The following is a 14771-nucleotide window of genomic DNA, read 5'->3' on the forward strand; positions in this document are numbered from 1 at the left end:
CGTGCGGTCAGGGGCGTGCGGTTAGGCGGAGTTCTATGAGGCGGTCCGGGGGCGTGCTGTCGGCCTCTGCTGCCAGGACGCGGGTGTCGCGGATGATCCCAATGACGTCGATGCCGTGCGGCGGGGCGGCGGCGTACGGTTCAAGGCGGTCGGCCGACCGTTCGAGCAGGGCGCGCGCGCCACGCCGGTTTCCGCGGCGCAGATGGGTGATGCCGACGGCGACCTGCGCCAGGCCGCGCCACAACTCCCGTTCGGGATCCGGCGCGTCCTTCCAGACGGCCTCGAGTACCTCGTGCGCGTGGAACGGACGGTCCGCGTCCAGCAGGCGCTGCGCCTCTGCTAGACCGTCCGCGGGGGCTGGGGTCAGGTCGTCCGGCATGGTCGGCACACCTGGCGCGCCGTGCGGGAGGGGTCTCCCGTAGGCGTCTCTGGGCCGTGCGTTACGCGGCCGTCCTGCCTCGTCGCGATCACGCATGTCCCCACCGTACGCGCACTCCGGCGGAGCGTCCGTTCGCCCGTGTCGTGACCTCCGACTCGTGCGCGCGGACGAGGGAAGGGGCGGGAAAGGGGAGGGAAGATGGGGCGGGGCAAGGGTCAGTGTTCGGGTTCGGGGTCGGCGAGCCAGCCGATGAGCTGTGAGTCGAACGCGCGGGGGCGTTCCTCATGTGGGAAGTGGCCGGCTCCTTCGATGAGCTTCCAGCGGTAGGGCGCGGCGACGTACCGGCCGGAGCCCTGGGCGCTGCCGGGGAGGATGCAGGGGTCCAGAGCGCCGTGCAGTTGCAGCGTGGGCGCGTGGATGGGGGCGCGCATGCGGTGCGCGTAGCGGATGCCGTCCGGGCGCGGCTGGGAACGGATCAGCCACCGGTGGTACTCCAGGGCGGAGTGCGCGGCGCCCGGGATCTGCACGGCCTGCCGGACGAGGTGTTCGGTGCGTTCGTCCGGCCATCCGGGCCCGGACCACTCGTGCAGCAGCCGGCCGACCAGGGCGGCGTCGTCGCGGAGCAGCCGGCGCTCGGGCCACATCGGCATCTGGAAGCCGAAGGTGTGCCGGGCCGCCCACGCCTGGCCGCGCAGGTCGCCGCGCATCGCCTGCCGCAGCCGCAGCGGATGCGGGACGCCGACCACGGCGAGCCGCTGGACGACCTTGGGGTGGTAGACCGCCATCGTCCAGCCCAGCAGGCCGCCCCAGTCGTGCCCGACGACGATGGCGTTGGCCTCGCCGAGCGCGCGGACCAGTCCGGCGGCGTCCCCGGCGAGCGTCACCAGGTCGTAGCCGCGCGGCGGCTTGTCGCTGCCGCCGTACCCGCGCAGGTCGACCGCGGCAGCGCGGAACCCCGCGGCGGCCAGGGACACCAGCTGGTTGTGCCAGGACCACCAGAACTCCGGGAAGCCGTGCAGCAGCAGGACCAGCGGCCCCTCCCCGGCCTCGGCGACATGGAACCGGGTGCCGCCCGCGCTGATCGCGCGGTGGGTCCACGGGCCCTCGACCTCGACCACCGACGCGTCGTGCCCGGCCATGCGGGTCAGTCCGTCAGGGCGGGCTTGTCCGAGTCGCCGCGGTGGCGCAGCATCGTCAGGTCGGCCTTGAGGGTGGAACGGGTCCGCTTGGCCCCGTCGATCTTCTTGATCCGCCAGTAGCCGATCGCGATCAGCGCCAGCGCCAGCAGCAGGTACACGCCCGCGACGATCAGGAACGCGGCCCAGTGCCAGATCCCCGCCGCGACCAGCCCGTAGGCGGCGGCGATCGACAGCAGGATGACGATCAGCCCGGCGATCAGCCCCGCGATCGCGAACATCACCGAGCCCAGCGCCGCCTTCTTGGCGTCGTCCTTGAGCTCCAGCTTGGCCAGGTCCATCTCCGCCCTGACCAGGCTCGACACGTTGCTCGACGCCAGCGCGACCAGTTCGCCGAGGGTCTTGTCCTCGGTCCGCTCGCCCGGCAATGCCTCGGACATATCGCAGTTCTCCTTCCAGGGCCCCGGCCTCCAGGGCTCGCCCCAGCCTGGCAGCCGGGCGGACCGCCCGGCCACCCGGCGTCGTCCTCGACGCCCCCGGGCCGCCGGGCCGCCGTCCGCCACCGGCCCGGGAGGACCGGCGGGGGTCGGCCACGGTGACGGTCACCCGGCGCCGTCCAAGAGCGCGCGCCGGCGCACCCGCCGCCTGAAGACGATGGTGGCGGCCACCGAGGCGAGCACGCTCGCGATCAGGACCGCTGTCGTCACTCTCTCGAATTGTGCGGGATCGGGATAGGCCAAACCGCCGATCAGCAGAGAAACGGTGAAACCGACCCCGGCGAGCATCGCCACTCCGGCGATCTCCCGCCAGTACAGCTCGTCGCCGAGCGTGGCCAGGCCGAGCCGGACCGCGGTCCAGGCCCCGCCGAAGACGCCGATGAACTTACCGATCACCAGTCCGGTGATCACCCCCAGCGCCACCCGGTCGCCGAACACCGCTCCGAGCTGCGACCCGCTCAGCCCCACCCCGGCCGACAGGAACGCGAAGACCGGCACGCAGAACCCGGCGGAGAACGGCCGCAGCACGTGGTCGGCCCGCTCGGCGTTGGTCGGACGGTCGTCCCCGCTCACCCGCGGGCTGGTCAGCATGCCGAGGGCCACCCCGGCGACGGTCGCGTGGATGCCGCTCCTCTGCACGAAGTACCAGGCCAGGACGGCCAGCGGGACGTACAGCCAGGGGGACCGGACGCCCCGGGACTGCAACGCCCCGTACACCGCGATCAGCGCGGCGCCGGCCAGCAGCGGGCCCCAGCTCAGCCTCTCGGTGTAGAACAACGCGATGATCGTGATCGCGATCAGGTCGTCGACCACGGCCAGGGTCAGCAGGAACGCGCGCAGCGGCGCCGGGCACGAGGTGAACGTCACCGCGAGCACCGCGAGCGCGAACGCGATGTCGGTGGCGGTCGGCACCGCCCATCCGTGCCCCGCGCCCGGTGCCCCCGCGCTCACCGCGAGGAAGATCAGCGCGGGCACCACCACGCCCGCGCCCGCCGCGATCACCGGTAGCGCCGCGTCCCGGGGATTGCGCAGCTCGCCGTGGGTGAGCTCCTCGCGCAGTTCGAGCCCCGCCATGAAGAAGAACACCGCCAGCAGCCCACCGGACGCCCAGTGCTGCACGTCCATGTGGCCGAGGCCGAGCCACGTGGGGCTGAACTCGTGATGCTGGAGGCCGAAGTACGTGGACGCCCACGGGGTGTTGGCCCAGACGAGCGCCGCGACGGTGGCCGCGAGCATGACCATCCCGCCGACGGTCTCCGCGCGGAGCGCCTCGGTGACGTTGCGGCTGTAGCGGACGGTGGGACGGAACGGCCAGATGGCGGCGACACGACGCGGCATGGGTCCCCCGGGAAGCAGGCGTGCGAGCTGGAGGGACACGTCCCGTCCCCGCCGTAAACCGGGATGGGTCATGCCCCCGCCGACCAGACTTCCCGGCACACCTGGTGACGAGACTACCCGGATGATCGTCACCTATGCACCCCAGGCCACCGGCCTGACCAGCCTGGACACTCCGACGGTGGCGCGCACGCCGTCGGGGACGGCGACGGCCCGTGCCGGACGGGAGCGTGAGGCTCCCAGCCCGGTACGGGCCGTCAGGGGAGGACGGGGTCCGCCGGCCGTACGGGTCACGGGCCGGCGCGCGCCTACATCGTCTCGGTCAGTCGTCGGACTTGACGTCGGACTGCTTCTCGGAGATCAGGTCCATCACCGTGCTGTCGGCCAGCGTCGTGACGTCGCCGACGCTGCGGTTCTCGGCCACGTCCCGGAGCAGCCGCCGCATGATCTTGCCGGAGCGGGTCTTGGGCAGCTCCGGAACGATCATGATCTGGCGGGGCTTGGCGATCGGCCCCAGCGTCCTGGCCACGTGGTCGCGCAGCTCCTTGAGGAAGTCCTCGCCCTCCACCTCCGCGCCGGCGCTGCTGAGCGGGATGACGAACGAGACGATCGCCTGCCCGGTCACCGGGTCGGTCGCGCCGACCACGGCCGCCTCGGCGACCTTCGGGTGCGAGACCAGCGCCGACTCCACCTCGGTGGTGGAGATGTTGTGGCCCGACACCAGCATCACGTCGTCGACCCGGCCGAGCAGCCAGAGGTCGCCGTCCTCGTCCTTCTTGGCGCCGTCGCCGGCGAAGTAGAGGCCCTCGAACCGCGACCAGTACGTCTTGACGTACCGCTCGTCGTCGCCCCAGATGGTGCGCAGCATCGCCGGCCACGGCTCCTTGACCACCAGGAACCCGCCGCCGCCGTTCGGCACCGGCTGCCCCTGGTCGTCCACCACGTCCGCGACGATCCCCGGCAGCGGCCGCATCGCCGCGCCCGGCTTGCCGGCCGTCACGCCCGGCAGCGGGCTGATCATGATGCCGCCGGTCTCGGTCTGCCACCACGTGTCGACCACCGGGGTCTTGCCGGCGCCGATGTGCTCGCGGTACCAGACATAGGCCTCGGGGTTGATCGGCTCGCCCACGCTGCCGAGCACGCGCAGCGACGACAGGTCGTACTCCGCCGGGATGTCGTCGCCCCACTTCATGCAGGTGCGGATCGCGGTCGGCGCGGTGTAGAAGATCGACACCTTGTACTTCTGGATGACCTCCCACCAGCGGCCCTTGTGCGGGGTGTCCGGCGTCCCCTCGTACAGGACGCTGGTCGCGCCGTTCGCGAGCGGGCCGTACACGATGTACGAGTGCCCGGTCACCCAGCCGATGTCCGCCGAGCACCAGTAGACGTCGGTCTCCGGCTTGAGGTCGAACACCGCGTGATGGGTATAGGCGATCTGCGTCAGGTATCCGCCGGTGGTGTGCAGGATGCCCTTGGGGTTACCGGTCGTCCCCGAGGTGTAGAGGATGAACAAGGGGTGCTCGGCGTCGTGCGGCTCGGCGGCGTGCTCCTCACTCTGCCGCTCGACGACGTCCTGCCACCACACGTCGCGATCGTTCTCGGCGACCTCCGCGCCGGTGCGGCGCACCACCAGCACGTGCTCGACGCTCGGGGTGGACTCCACCGCCTCGTCCACGGTCGGCTTGAGCGCCGACGGCTTGCCGCGCCGGTACCCGCCGTCGGCGGTGATGACGACCTTGGCCTGCGCGTCGTCGATGCGCGTCCGCAGCGCGTCGGCGGAGAACCCGCCGAACACCACCGAGTGCGTGGCGCCGATCCGCGCGCACGCCAGCATCGAGATCGGCAGCTCCGGGATCATCGGCAGGTAGACCGCCACCCGGTCGCCCTTGCGGACGCCCAGCTCCAGCAGGGCGTTGGCGGCCTTGTTCACCTCACGCTGGAGGTCGGCGTAGGTGATGGTCCGGCTGTCCCCCGGTTCGCCCTCCCAGTGGAAGGCGACCTTGGCGCCCCGCCCCGCCTCCACGTGCCGGTCCACGCAGTTGTACGCGACGTTCAGCTCGCCGCCCTTGAACCACTTGGCGAACGGCGGATTGCTCCAGTCCAGGACCTCGTCCCAGCGCTTCGACCAGCTCAGTCGGTCGGCCTGCCGGGCCCAGAAGCCCAGTCGGTCTGCGGCAGCCTCGTCGTAAGCTTCGGCGGTCACGTTCGCCGACTCGGCGAGCTCCGCCGGCGGGGGGAAGCGCCGCGTCTCCTGAAGCAGGTTCGACAGTGTCTCTTGGCTCTGGCTCAACGCGTACTCCTTGCTAGCTAAAGCGTGGGTCGCCCGTTCGCCCACTCCACCAGGGACGGCATTGCTTCACAAGCCGTCCCAGGGAGCCGGGCATGGGGGTCACCTGGCGCTAGTTATTCCGGGTGGATGTTAGTGATGCCCCACAGAGCACTGCCTGCCCAGTCTGGATAGCAGGGAATCAGTGCTTCGCCACTGCGTCCGGTGTCACGCCGCAATAGGCCTTTGACCAGCAGAGGTAGTGTCGTCCGACCTGTCCGCTCCGCTCGCGGGGAGACGCATCTCGCACACCCCACGGACGGCACCCGTCCAGTGGTCCGCACCTGCTCAGCCCGCACTCGCGCGGGACAAACCTTGGGCGGGACCTCGTACGGCCCGCACAGACTCTGTACAGCGCACAGATGCTGTACAGCGCGGGACGGTAGTGACCGCGCATCCTGCACTAGTCGGTGCGCACAGGCAAAGAGGGGCCTGCCTGGCGGCCTGAGCGGCCTGAGCGGCCTACGGCGGCAACGCATCGCATAGAGGCGGCGACTCGCGTGGGGGCGGGGTGATGCGCGAACGCTGGGGGCGACAGCATAAAGTCGGGCCGTGACCGAAGCCGATGCCTTTGCCGATGTAGCGAACCTGCCTGGCGTGGCCGACGCTGTCGCTGAGGCACGCGCAGCGGTGGACCGGTTGCTCGGCCATCGCATCCTGCGCCGGCGCAGCGCCGAAGTCTCTACGGAGTCCGCGTTGCGCGGGGCCCGCGCCTCCGCCGCCCTGGAGGGCGCGTCGGTCACCTTGGACGAACTGCGGACCACGGAGAACCCTGGCGATCCGATCGTGCAGGGTGCGCTGCGGGTCTCCGCCGAACTCGGAACGCTTTCCGAAACCTGGCGCCAGGCCCCCCGGCAGGCCCTGGCACGGCTCCACGTGCTGGCCGCCGCGGACGCCGTGGACAGCGCCGACCTGGGGCGCCCGCGCACCGGTGACCAGCCCGTGACGGACGTGCTCAAGGTCGGCACCACCCCATCACCGTCCGAGGTCGCGGGACGCCTGGACGCGCTCAGCGGACTGCTCACCCGGCCGACCAAGGCCCCCGCACTGGTGGTGGCGGCGATCGTGCACGGCGAGCTGCTGACGCTCCAGCCCTTCGGCTGGGGGGACGGCATCGTCGCGCGCGCGGCGCAGCGCCTCACCCTCGTCTCGCGCGGTCTCGACCCCAAGTCGCTGACCGCCCCCGAGGTCGGGCACGCCGAACTCGCCGATGACTACGCGACCTCGCTCCGCGCTTACGCGTCAGGTACTCCTGAGGGGGTCGCCACCTGGCTCCGGCACTGTTCCGCCGCTACCGCCGCAGCCGCCCGGGACTCCCTGGCGATCTGCGAAGCCCTCCTTAGGGGCTGACGCATACTGCGGAACGAACCTCGACACACGCGCCCGTTCTGGGTCGTCCGTGGCTGACCGCAAGCACGGCGTACCCGCGCCCGCTACTGACAGCACCGTCGTCGCAGAGGACTGGGACTCCCGCGACCTGTCCGGTGAGAACCACGTCCGGGTTCTGTTCACCGACATCGACATGACCGAGGCCCACGGTGTCGGCGCGGTGTTCACGGAGTGCACCTTCCGCGGGGCCCGGTTCAACGCGTCCACCCACACCGATGGCGCGTTCCTCAACTGCACGTTCGTCCGGTGCCGTTTCTTCGACGCCACGTTCACCGGATGCAAGTTCGTGGGCAGCATGTTCGACAACTGCTCGTACGACCTGATGAAGGTCAGCGGTGGCGACTGGTCGTTCACCGGCCTGCCGGGAGCCGACCTGCGGCGCGCGTCCTTCACCGACGTGCGCATGCGCGAGGCAGACTTCACAGGCGCACGGTGTGCGGGTGGCACCCTCCGTAAGGTCGACCTCTCCGGCGCCTGGACGCAGAAGGCCGACTTCACCGGCTGCGACCTGCGCGGCAGTGAGATCTCCTCCATCGACCCGCACAGCGTCGAGTTGAAGAACGCCGTGATCGACCCCTATCAGGCCGTCGTGGTCGCCACGTCCCTGGGCCTCGACGTGCGCTCCGAGTAGCCCTCCCGCCCCACAGCGGAGATGGAGCGCCACCCGCGCTGGGCGCGGGCCCGGCTGCCGCTGAACTTCGCGCTTGGACTCACAAGCGAACGGCCATCAGCCCATACCCGTCAGCCTCACTTATACCGATTTGCCGCAGACACGCCGACAATAGACGTGAGTGTGTGTATCACTGGCCATTACAGAGTGCCGCGCCACAGGCGATCCGCGCGGTCCGCGGCGGTGGTGGATCGCCGCGGTGAGAACTCCGCCCTGTTCGGGGTCTCTCGCGATTGGCGACAGTGGGGGTGAATTGCCCGAAAGATGGTTATTCGTCCGCAAATTTGCCGGGTTCGTGCGTGGTGCGTCCGTTGTCACCCGAGGGTCACTGTCTAGAGCGGTGCAGTAGTGACGATGTCATCAGCTGGAGACGCGATGTCCATCACCCGCATGGTTTCGCCGGCATGCAGGGGGCGTGCCGCTCTGCGCGGAGCCGCTCTTCGGAGCAGGGCGATGATGGGACATCCGATCGCGAAATGTTCCCGCCACAGCGAACGGCGCCCCTTCGCTATGGGGCGCCGCCGCCAGTCACGTCACACCGGGTTACCAAGCGTGCACCTCGTATTCGTCGGATCGGGTCAAGCCCGTCTCGACGCGCCTCCCGCGGCTGGTCGCGCGTGGGTGCTCGGCTGCCGTGCTCGGACACTTGGTCCGTAGATCCTGTCTACGCCTCGTATGCCCAGATGACAAGCCCCTGTTCATAAAATGGACACCTCATGAAGGTAAGCCGCGGACGCGATGCCGCCCTGCCGGGAGTGTTCCCGCCGCCTTCCGGAGAGCCCACCGGTCACCATTCCATGAGTGCCGGATGCCGGTCGGCATACCAAGAATCGATCACGCAGTGTGATGAGTTCTTTTGGGTGTCGATCTCCTTGATTCGGGAGACGCGTGCCGCTTCTCCGGTACGCTCCGTCTCTCGTCCGGTCGTTCACCGGCAGTGACGCCGGCGGGGTGCGAACGGCTCCGCAGTGGCTCCGCTTCGCGCCCGTGAGTGGGATCATCCCAACCAGGTGAGAAAAAATGTCAACGTCGAGGGAGATTGCGACTCGACGGAAGTCTCGCCGATCGGGCAGCATATGTTGTGGCTGCCTAGACTGGAGACAGCGAGTTCGCCGCTCCCACAGATCGAACTCGCGTACGGCTCAGCGTGATCTCCCCCCGAGCTTTCTTGGGAAACGGGCCCGGCTCTACCCCCCCGGAGCCGGACCGTTCGGCGACCCCCGCTCTCCCCCCCCGGCGGGGGTCGCCCAGTCGTGAAGCGGTCGGGTGGGTGGCCTCGCTCTCGAGCTGAGGCCCCCACCCGATAGCTGAGACCGCGCACCCCAAGACCCCCGGCCGAGCGGCCCAGCCGGCTCTTGAGGCAGCCGTCGACTCCTTCAGCCGCCTGCACAGGCTCGCCTTCCGCCCTGCGCCCTTCCGCCCTGCGCCCACGCACCCGCCAGCCAACTCATCCCCAGCCAGGGCACCGGAACGCACGACACCACCACCTCCGCCACGCCCCTGCCCGCATCTGGCTGACTCGAGGCATATGGGCAGCTCAGGGGGGTTTGTGGTGGCGCTCGAGCAGAGTTATCCACAGTTCGAGGAAGGTCTTCCGTGCGGTGACCACAGGGCGCATCGTGGATTCCTCCAGACCTGAGGAGGACTGCGATGACCAGTACAGCAATGATCGTGACCGACGACCCGGCCATCGCCGACGGCCTGTTGCGGCTGGCGGCGGCGGCCGACGCCGAAGCGGAGGTGGCACGGAGCGCCGACGAGGCCAGGGCCGGCTGGCAGGGGCCGGGCCTGATCCTGGTCGGCATCGATCTGGCTCGGGACCTCGCGGCCACCGGCCTCCAGCGCCGGCCCGGCGTCGTCCTCGTCAGCCGGGGCGGCGACACCACCGACGTCTACCGCCTGGCCATGGAGATCGGCGCGCAGGACCTGGCGGTCCTGCCGACCGACGAGGCGTGGCTGATCGACGGGTTCGCGGCGTCCACCGAGCCCGCCGACGGCTGGGGCACCATGCTCTGCGTCGTCGGGGCGAGGGGCGGAGCCGGGGCGAGCGTGCTCTCCGCCGCGCTCGCCCTGGCCGCGTCGCGTGCGGGCGCCCGCACGCTGCTGATCGACGCCGACCCGTTCGGCGGCGGTCTCGACCTCATGCTCGGCCTTGAGGAGCACGAGGGCGTGCGCTGGCCCGACCTCGCCGAGCGGCGCGGCAGGCTGAGCACCTCGACCCTGCGCGAGTCGCTGCCACGCCTGGGCGACCTCTCCATGCTCTCCTGGCGCCGGGGCGAACCCGTCCCGCTCTCCCAGGAAGCGGTCCTCTCCCTGCTGGACGCCGCGGTCCGGGGCTTCGACCTGGTGGTCGTGGACGTGCCGCGCCATCTGGAGGAGACGGGCCGATCGGCGCTGCGCGCGGCCGACCTCACCTTCCTCGTCGTTCCGGCCGAGGTCCGCGCCACGGTGGCCGCCGACGGCCTGTCCGCCGCGCTGCGACGCGAGACCACCGACCTGCGCCTGGTCGTGCGCTGCCCGTCACCCGGCGGCCTCGCCCCGGACATGATCACCCAGGCGCTCGGCCTGCCCCTCGCGGGCGTCTTCGAGAGCGATCGCAAGATCCCGGCGGCGGTGGAGGAGGGCAACCTCGCTCGGGCCACCCACCGCGGCCCTCTGACCGACCTCTGCCATCGCCTCGTCGCCGACCTGGTGCCCCAGGAGTACGAGCTGGACGAGGCCGCCTGATGGCCACACCCGCCGGTTTCCAGGGAGGTTCACGATGACCAGGCTGTCCGATGCGGTTCGTGGCCGGCTCGCCGATACGGGCGGCGAACCGACCGCCGGGCGGGTGGCGGCGGCGCTGCGCGCTGAGGAGCGCCTCCTCGGCGATCGAGAGGTACTGGCTCTGGCCGACGAGTTACAGGCCGAGTTCGTCGGCGCGGGCCCCCTGGAACCGCTGCTGCGTGCGCCAGAGGTCACCGACGTCCTCGTCAACGGACCGGACGAAGTCTGGGTGGACACAGGTGAGGGCTTGCTCCGCACCGCTCTGCGGTTCCAAGACGAAGCCACCCTGCGGCGTCTCGCCCAGCGGCTCACCGCCGCGGCCGGACGACGGCTGGACGACGCCGCACCGTACGCCGACGCGCGACTGCCGGGCGGGGTGCGGCTGCACGCCGTGCTCCCCCCGGTGTCCGCCGGTGGCACCTGCCTGTCATTGCGCCTGCCCCGCCGGCGCGCGTTCACGCTCGACGAACTCGTCGCGGCCGGCACCGTACCGATTGAGGGAGCGTCGCTGCTGGCCGCGCTGATCGAGACCCGCACGGCCTTCCTGATCTCCGGCGGCACCGGTTCCGGCAAGACCACGCTGCTGAGCTGCATGCTGTCGCTGGCGGACCCGTCCGAACGGCTTGTCCTCGTCGAGGATTCCGCCGAGCTGCGCCCCGAACACGGTCACGTCGTGCGGCTGGAGGCGCGTCCGCCCAATGTGGAGGGCGCGGGCGGCGTCACCCTCAACGAACTCGTCCGCCAAGCGCTGCGCATGCGCCCCGACCGCCTCGTCGTCGGTGAGGTCCGGGGTTCCGAGGTCGTTGTTCTGCTCAACTCGCTCAACACCGGTCATGAGGGGGGATGCGGCACCCTGCACGCCAACGCCGCCGCCGACGTCCCCGCCCGCCTTGAGGCGCTGGGCTGCGCGGCGGGACTGAGCCGGGAGGCCGTGCACAGCCAGCTCGCCGCCGCCCTCGACGTCGTCGTTCACCTGGTCCGCGAGCCGGGCGGCGGGCGGCGCCGGGTGGCCGAGGTGTGCCTGCTCCGCCGCGCGGCGGACGGCCTGGTCGGCGTCGTACCCGCGGTGTCGTTCACCGCGGCCGGCGCGATGGTGACGGCCGTCGGCGCCGCCGCGCTCGTCGAACGCCTTGAGAACCGCTGGGATCCGGGAACGCGAGAGGAGCCACCGTGATCGATGCCATCGGGCTCGCGGCACTGTGCTGCTCAGGCGCGGTGTGGCTGCTGCTCACCCCGTCCCCCGCCGTGCGACGGCTCGACCGGATGTTCGCACCGCCCCGGCACCGCCGACTGGGGCAACGAGCCGTCGATCTCCTCGCGGCCCGGGTGCGCGTCGTCCGTGACCGGCGGAAGCTGCCGGGCCTGTGGCGGACCGCGGTCATCGAGATCTGCGACGGTATGGCCGCCGAACTCGCCGCCGGCCGAACCCCCGATGAGGCGTTCGCAGCGGCCGCCGCGGTGCTCGACCCGCGCATCGTGTCGCCGCTGAACGAGTTCCTCACCGCCACCGACCGATCTCCGTCCCCGGACCGCGTCCCCGAGATCCCCGACCGCCTCGCGGGACTCGCCGGCCGGCCGGGCGCCGAAGGGCTGCGGCTGCTCGCGGCCTGCTGGCGCATCGGAGCCGAACGAGGCGGCACTCTCGCCACGGTCCTCGACAGCCTGGCCGCCGCCCTCCGCGATCAGGAGACGCAGCGCCAGGAAGTAGCCGTCCAACTCGCCGGCCCACGCTCGACCGCCCGCTTCCTCGCGATACTGCCCGCCCTCGGCCTCGCCATGGCCGCGGCACTGGGCGCGAACCCCATCACGTTCCTCTTCGGCACGCTCCCTGGTGCTGCCTGCCTGACAGCGGGCATCGGGCTCGACCTAACCGGCCTCTGGTGGACCCGCCGCCTAGCTCAGGCCGCCGCTACCCCCAGGTGACCCCCACCTCGACCTGCTGGAGCACGCCGAACTAGCGCAGCCGCTCCGGAGGCGGCGGTCGAACGAGTTGTTCGACCACGCTCGTCACGGCTGGTCACCGCACTGCCCCAGACGTCGCCAGTCAGAAGCACCACGCGCGCGCTACTTCCCGACTGTCGCGATCGGAATAGCCCCTGGCCAGGGGCGCACATTCGAGTCCGGTGTTCCGAGACCGGCAGTCCGAACCGGCACCCCCGAGGACGGCCGCGAAGGGTCTCAGCGCGACCAAGTTCCGGGGGTGGCCGATCCAGCCCTGCCGTCCGGACAACACATGCCGGACGGCCGAACACCGACGCCCGAAGGAGGCGTGATGATGCTGCTGGCAGCCGCCCTGTGCATGGCGGCATGCGGGTTTCTCCTGCCGAACAGGACCAAGCCCGCTGTGCGGAGGTTGGCGGGACGGTTTCCGCACCGAGGGTCACCAGAATCTGTGGCCGGCCGAAGACCGGGATTCTGGCGTCGTGGTGGCCAGGTGGTGACGGATCAGTTGCCGTCCCCTTCGGACAGCGGTTCGGCGCCGGCCCAAGCCACGCTGCGGATGTGCGGCGACGGTGGCTGTGGCGCCGCCCTCCAGAGAAGTCGAACGTGGCGTGGTGGCTTGGGCGCCGTCGAGTATCAACAGAGGCATCCACCGCGTGCCGGCGTTGGACGCCGTGCGCATCGAAGTCGGAGCGAGCCGAGCAAGAGCAGCGGGTCGGGGCGGCTTGGACGGCCTGGCGCACGGAGAACAGGCGGCAGGGCGGTCGACAGCGGTCGCCGTCCATCGAAGCTGAGCGGCCGTGGCGCTTGGTCGCGCCGCCTGGGGTGGCCTGGGTCGCGTGAAGGCAGCCGCTGGGCCCGATGGGGGCGTGCAGGACGGAACTGCGCGCAACCTGGAGGGTGCCCGTTGGATCGCGGCAGTGCGGCGGCTGGGCTGTCCGAACGGCGCGAAATGGTGGTGCGCCGCGCTGCTCCGATCGTGGCCGGGGCCGTGTGCGCAGTCCTGCTGGGCGGTCTGCTCGGTGGGTCGCTCGGTGTCGCGGTCGCGCTGCTGGTGTGGCGCTCGTTCGGGCATCAGGCTCGCGCCGAACAGCGGCGGCGCCGGGCACGGCTCGCGGCCGATCTGCCGATCGCCGTGGATCTCCTGGCGGCCTGCCTTCGCGGCGGCACTCCCTGGAGCGAGGCGGTCGAAGCCGTCGCGGAGGCGGTCGACGGCCCCCTTGGCGACGAGTTCAGGGGTGTGGCCGTCCAGATCAAGCTTGGCGCCGACCCGGCCGCGGCATGGCTGGCTCTCGGCGACGAGCCCCTGCTGGCGCCGCTGGCACGGACTGCGGTACGCGCCGCTTCCAGCGGCTCCGGGCTGGCGCCGTCCCTGGTCCGGCTCGCTCGAGATCAGCGGCGCACCGCTCGTACGGACGCCGCGGCGCGGGCCCGTGCCGCGGGCGTCCGGGCGCTCGTGCCGCTGGGCCTGTGCTTCCTGCCCGCCTTCGTTCTCCTTGGGCTGGTGCCGGCCATCGCAGGGATCGCCTCCTCGCTTCTCCTCCCCTGGTGAATCCGCCACTCGGAGTTATCCACAGAACGACGTTCGCCTGTTGTCCGGGTTCGACGCGCCGCAGGCTTGAAGAGCGGGCGCGGTCAAGCGCCCGGACGGAAGGGAGGCCCGGATGCGGGTGATGGCGACGGTGGTGCGGAGATGGCGCGGATCGGCCAAGGAGCTGGGCATGTCGACCGCGGAGTACGCGGTCGGCACGATCGCCGCGGCGGCGTTCGCGGGAGTTCTGTTCAAGATCGTGAGCAGTCCGGAGGTGAAGGGCCTCCTCTTAGGGATCATCAAAAAGGCGCTGAGCCTGGCGGGGTGAGCGCACGGGTGCGCCGTGACGGTGGCATGGCCACGGTGGAGATCGCCGTGGCACTGCCCAGCCTGGTGCTGATCACGGCGATCGCGCTGTGGGGCGTCACGGTCGCGTCCGTCCAGCTCACCTGCACGGACGCCGCGCGCACCGGGGCGCGTGCGGCGGCTCGCGGCGAAGCCCTCACGGCCGTGCGGGAGTTGGTCGCCAAGGCGCTGCCGGATGGCGCGACGGTCGAGGTCCGGCGAGATGCGGAGACCGCGCGCGTTGAGGTCTCCGTGCCGGTCAAGGCACCCGCGCCCGCCGGCCTGTCTCCTTTGACGGTCCATGCGCGAGCCGTCGCCGCGACAGAACCGGGGGCGGCGGGCGATGGGAGGTGAGCGACGACGGAGGTCTGGAGAGACGACGGAGGTCTGGAGAAGGGAGCGGAAATGAAGAGGCCGCGGCAGAGGGCAGGGAGGTGACGAGGGTGAGAGCGCGCC

General features: G+C 71.1%; 13 protein-coding genes. 8 read left to right on the forward strand and 5 right to left on the reverse strand.

Translation table 11 applies throughout. The features are described 5' to 3' along the window. Positions 1-7: 7 nt before the first annotated feature. From OHA34_RS24435 to acs, 5 genes are all read right to left on the reverse strand, one after another. A complete protein-coding gene (locus OHA34_RS24435) occupies positions 8-379 on the reverse strand; it encodes a DUF309 domain-containing protein (RefSeq protein ID WP_329519015.1) in 372 nt (123 codons plus the stop codon). A gap of 215 nt (positions 380-594) precedes the next feature. After that, entirely contained in the window at positions 595-1518 is a 924-nt protein-coding gene (locus OHA34_RS24440) for an alpha/beta fold hydrolase (protein ID WP_285939360.1), read from the reverse strand. A gap of 5 nt (positions 1519-1523) precedes the next feature. Beyond that, positions 1524-1955: a phage holin family protein gene (locus OHA34_RS24445; protein ID WP_285939359.1), complete on the reverse strand. Its 432-nt coding sequence runs from the start codon at positions 1953-1955 to the stop codon at positions 1524-1526. Positions 1956-2117: 162 nt separating this feature from the next. Then, a complete protein-coding gene (gene nhaA, locus OHA34_RS24450) occupies positions 2118-3350 on the reverse strand; it encodes a Na+/H+ antiporter NhaA (RefSeq protein WP_329519016.1) in 1233 nt (410 codons plus the stop codon). A gap of 319 nt (positions 3351-3669) precedes the next feature. Then, positions 3670-5637, reverse strand: coding sequence for an acetate--CoA ligase (gene acs, locus OHA34_RS24455; protein ID WP_285939357.1), 1968 nt, complete (start codon positions 5635-5637; stop codon positions 3670-3672). A gap of 588 nt (positions 5638-6225) precedes the next feature. Between acs and OHA34_RS24460 the strand changes: the two genes are divergently transcribed. From OHA34_RS24460 to OHA34_RS24495, 8 genes are all read left to right on the forward strand, one after another. Continuing rightward, on the forward strand, positions 6226-7023 hold the full coding sequence (locus OHA34_RS24460) for an oxidoreductase (RefSeq protein ID WP_329519017.1): 798 nt from the start codon (positions 6226-6228) through the stop codon (positions 7021-7023). Between the two features lie 49 nt (positions 7024-7072). Then, positions 7073-7693: a pentapeptide repeat-containing protein gene (locus tag OHA34_RS24465; protein WP_285939354.1), complete on the forward strand. Its 621-nt coding sequence runs from the start codon at positions 7073-7075 to the stop codon at positions 7691-7693. A 1689-nt stretch (positions 7694-9382) separates the two neighbouring features. Continuing rightward, complete coding sequence (ssd, locus tag OHA34_RS24470) at positions 9383-10459, forward strand: septum site-determining protein Ssd (protein ID WP_285939353.1); 1077 nt, start codon at positions 9383-9385, stop codon at positions 10457-10459. A gap of 34 nt (positions 10460-10493) precedes the next feature. After that, positions 10494-11672: a TadA family conjugal transfer-associated ATPase gene (locus OHA34_RS24475; RefSeq protein WP_285939352.1), complete on the forward strand. Its 1179-nt coding sequence runs from the start codon at positions 10494-10496 to the stop codon at positions 11670-11672. Continuing rightward, positions 11669-12421 (forward strand): type II secretion system F family protein, encoded by a 753-nt coding sequence (locus OHA34_RS24480; protein ID WP_329519018.1) that lies wholly within the window; start codon positions 11669-11671, stop codon positions 12419-12421. The genes OHA34_RS24475 and OHA34_RS24480 overlap by 4 nt, the downstream gene beginning before the upstream one ends. A 925-nt stretch (positions 12422-13346) precedes the next feature. After that, positions 13347-13991, forward strand: a complete 645-nt coding sequence (locus OHA34_RS24485; RefSeq protein WP_285939350.1) for a type II secretion system F family protein — start codon at positions 13347-13349, stop codon at positions 13989-13991. Between the two features lie 112 nt (positions 13992-14103). Then, positions 14104-14298, forward strand: coding sequence for a DUF4244 domain-containing protein (locus OHA34_RS24490; RefSeq protein WP_285939349.1), 195 nt, complete (start codon positions 14104-14106; stop codon positions 14296-14298). Continuing rightward, entirely contained in the window at positions 14295-14669 is a 375-nt protein-coding gene (locus OHA34_RS24495; protein ID WP_285939348.1) for a TadE family type IV pilus minor pilin, read from the forward strand. Before OHA34_RS24490 ends, OHA34_RS24495 begins: the two co-directional genes overlap by 4 nt. Positions 14670-14771: the final 102 nt, after the last annotated feature.

Source organism: Spirillospora sp. NBC_01491 (genome assembly GCF_036227065.1).
GTDB classification, from domain to species: domain Bacteria; phylum Actinomycetota; class Actinomycetes; order Streptosporangiales; family Streptosporangiaceae; genus Spirillospora; species Spirillospora xylanilytica.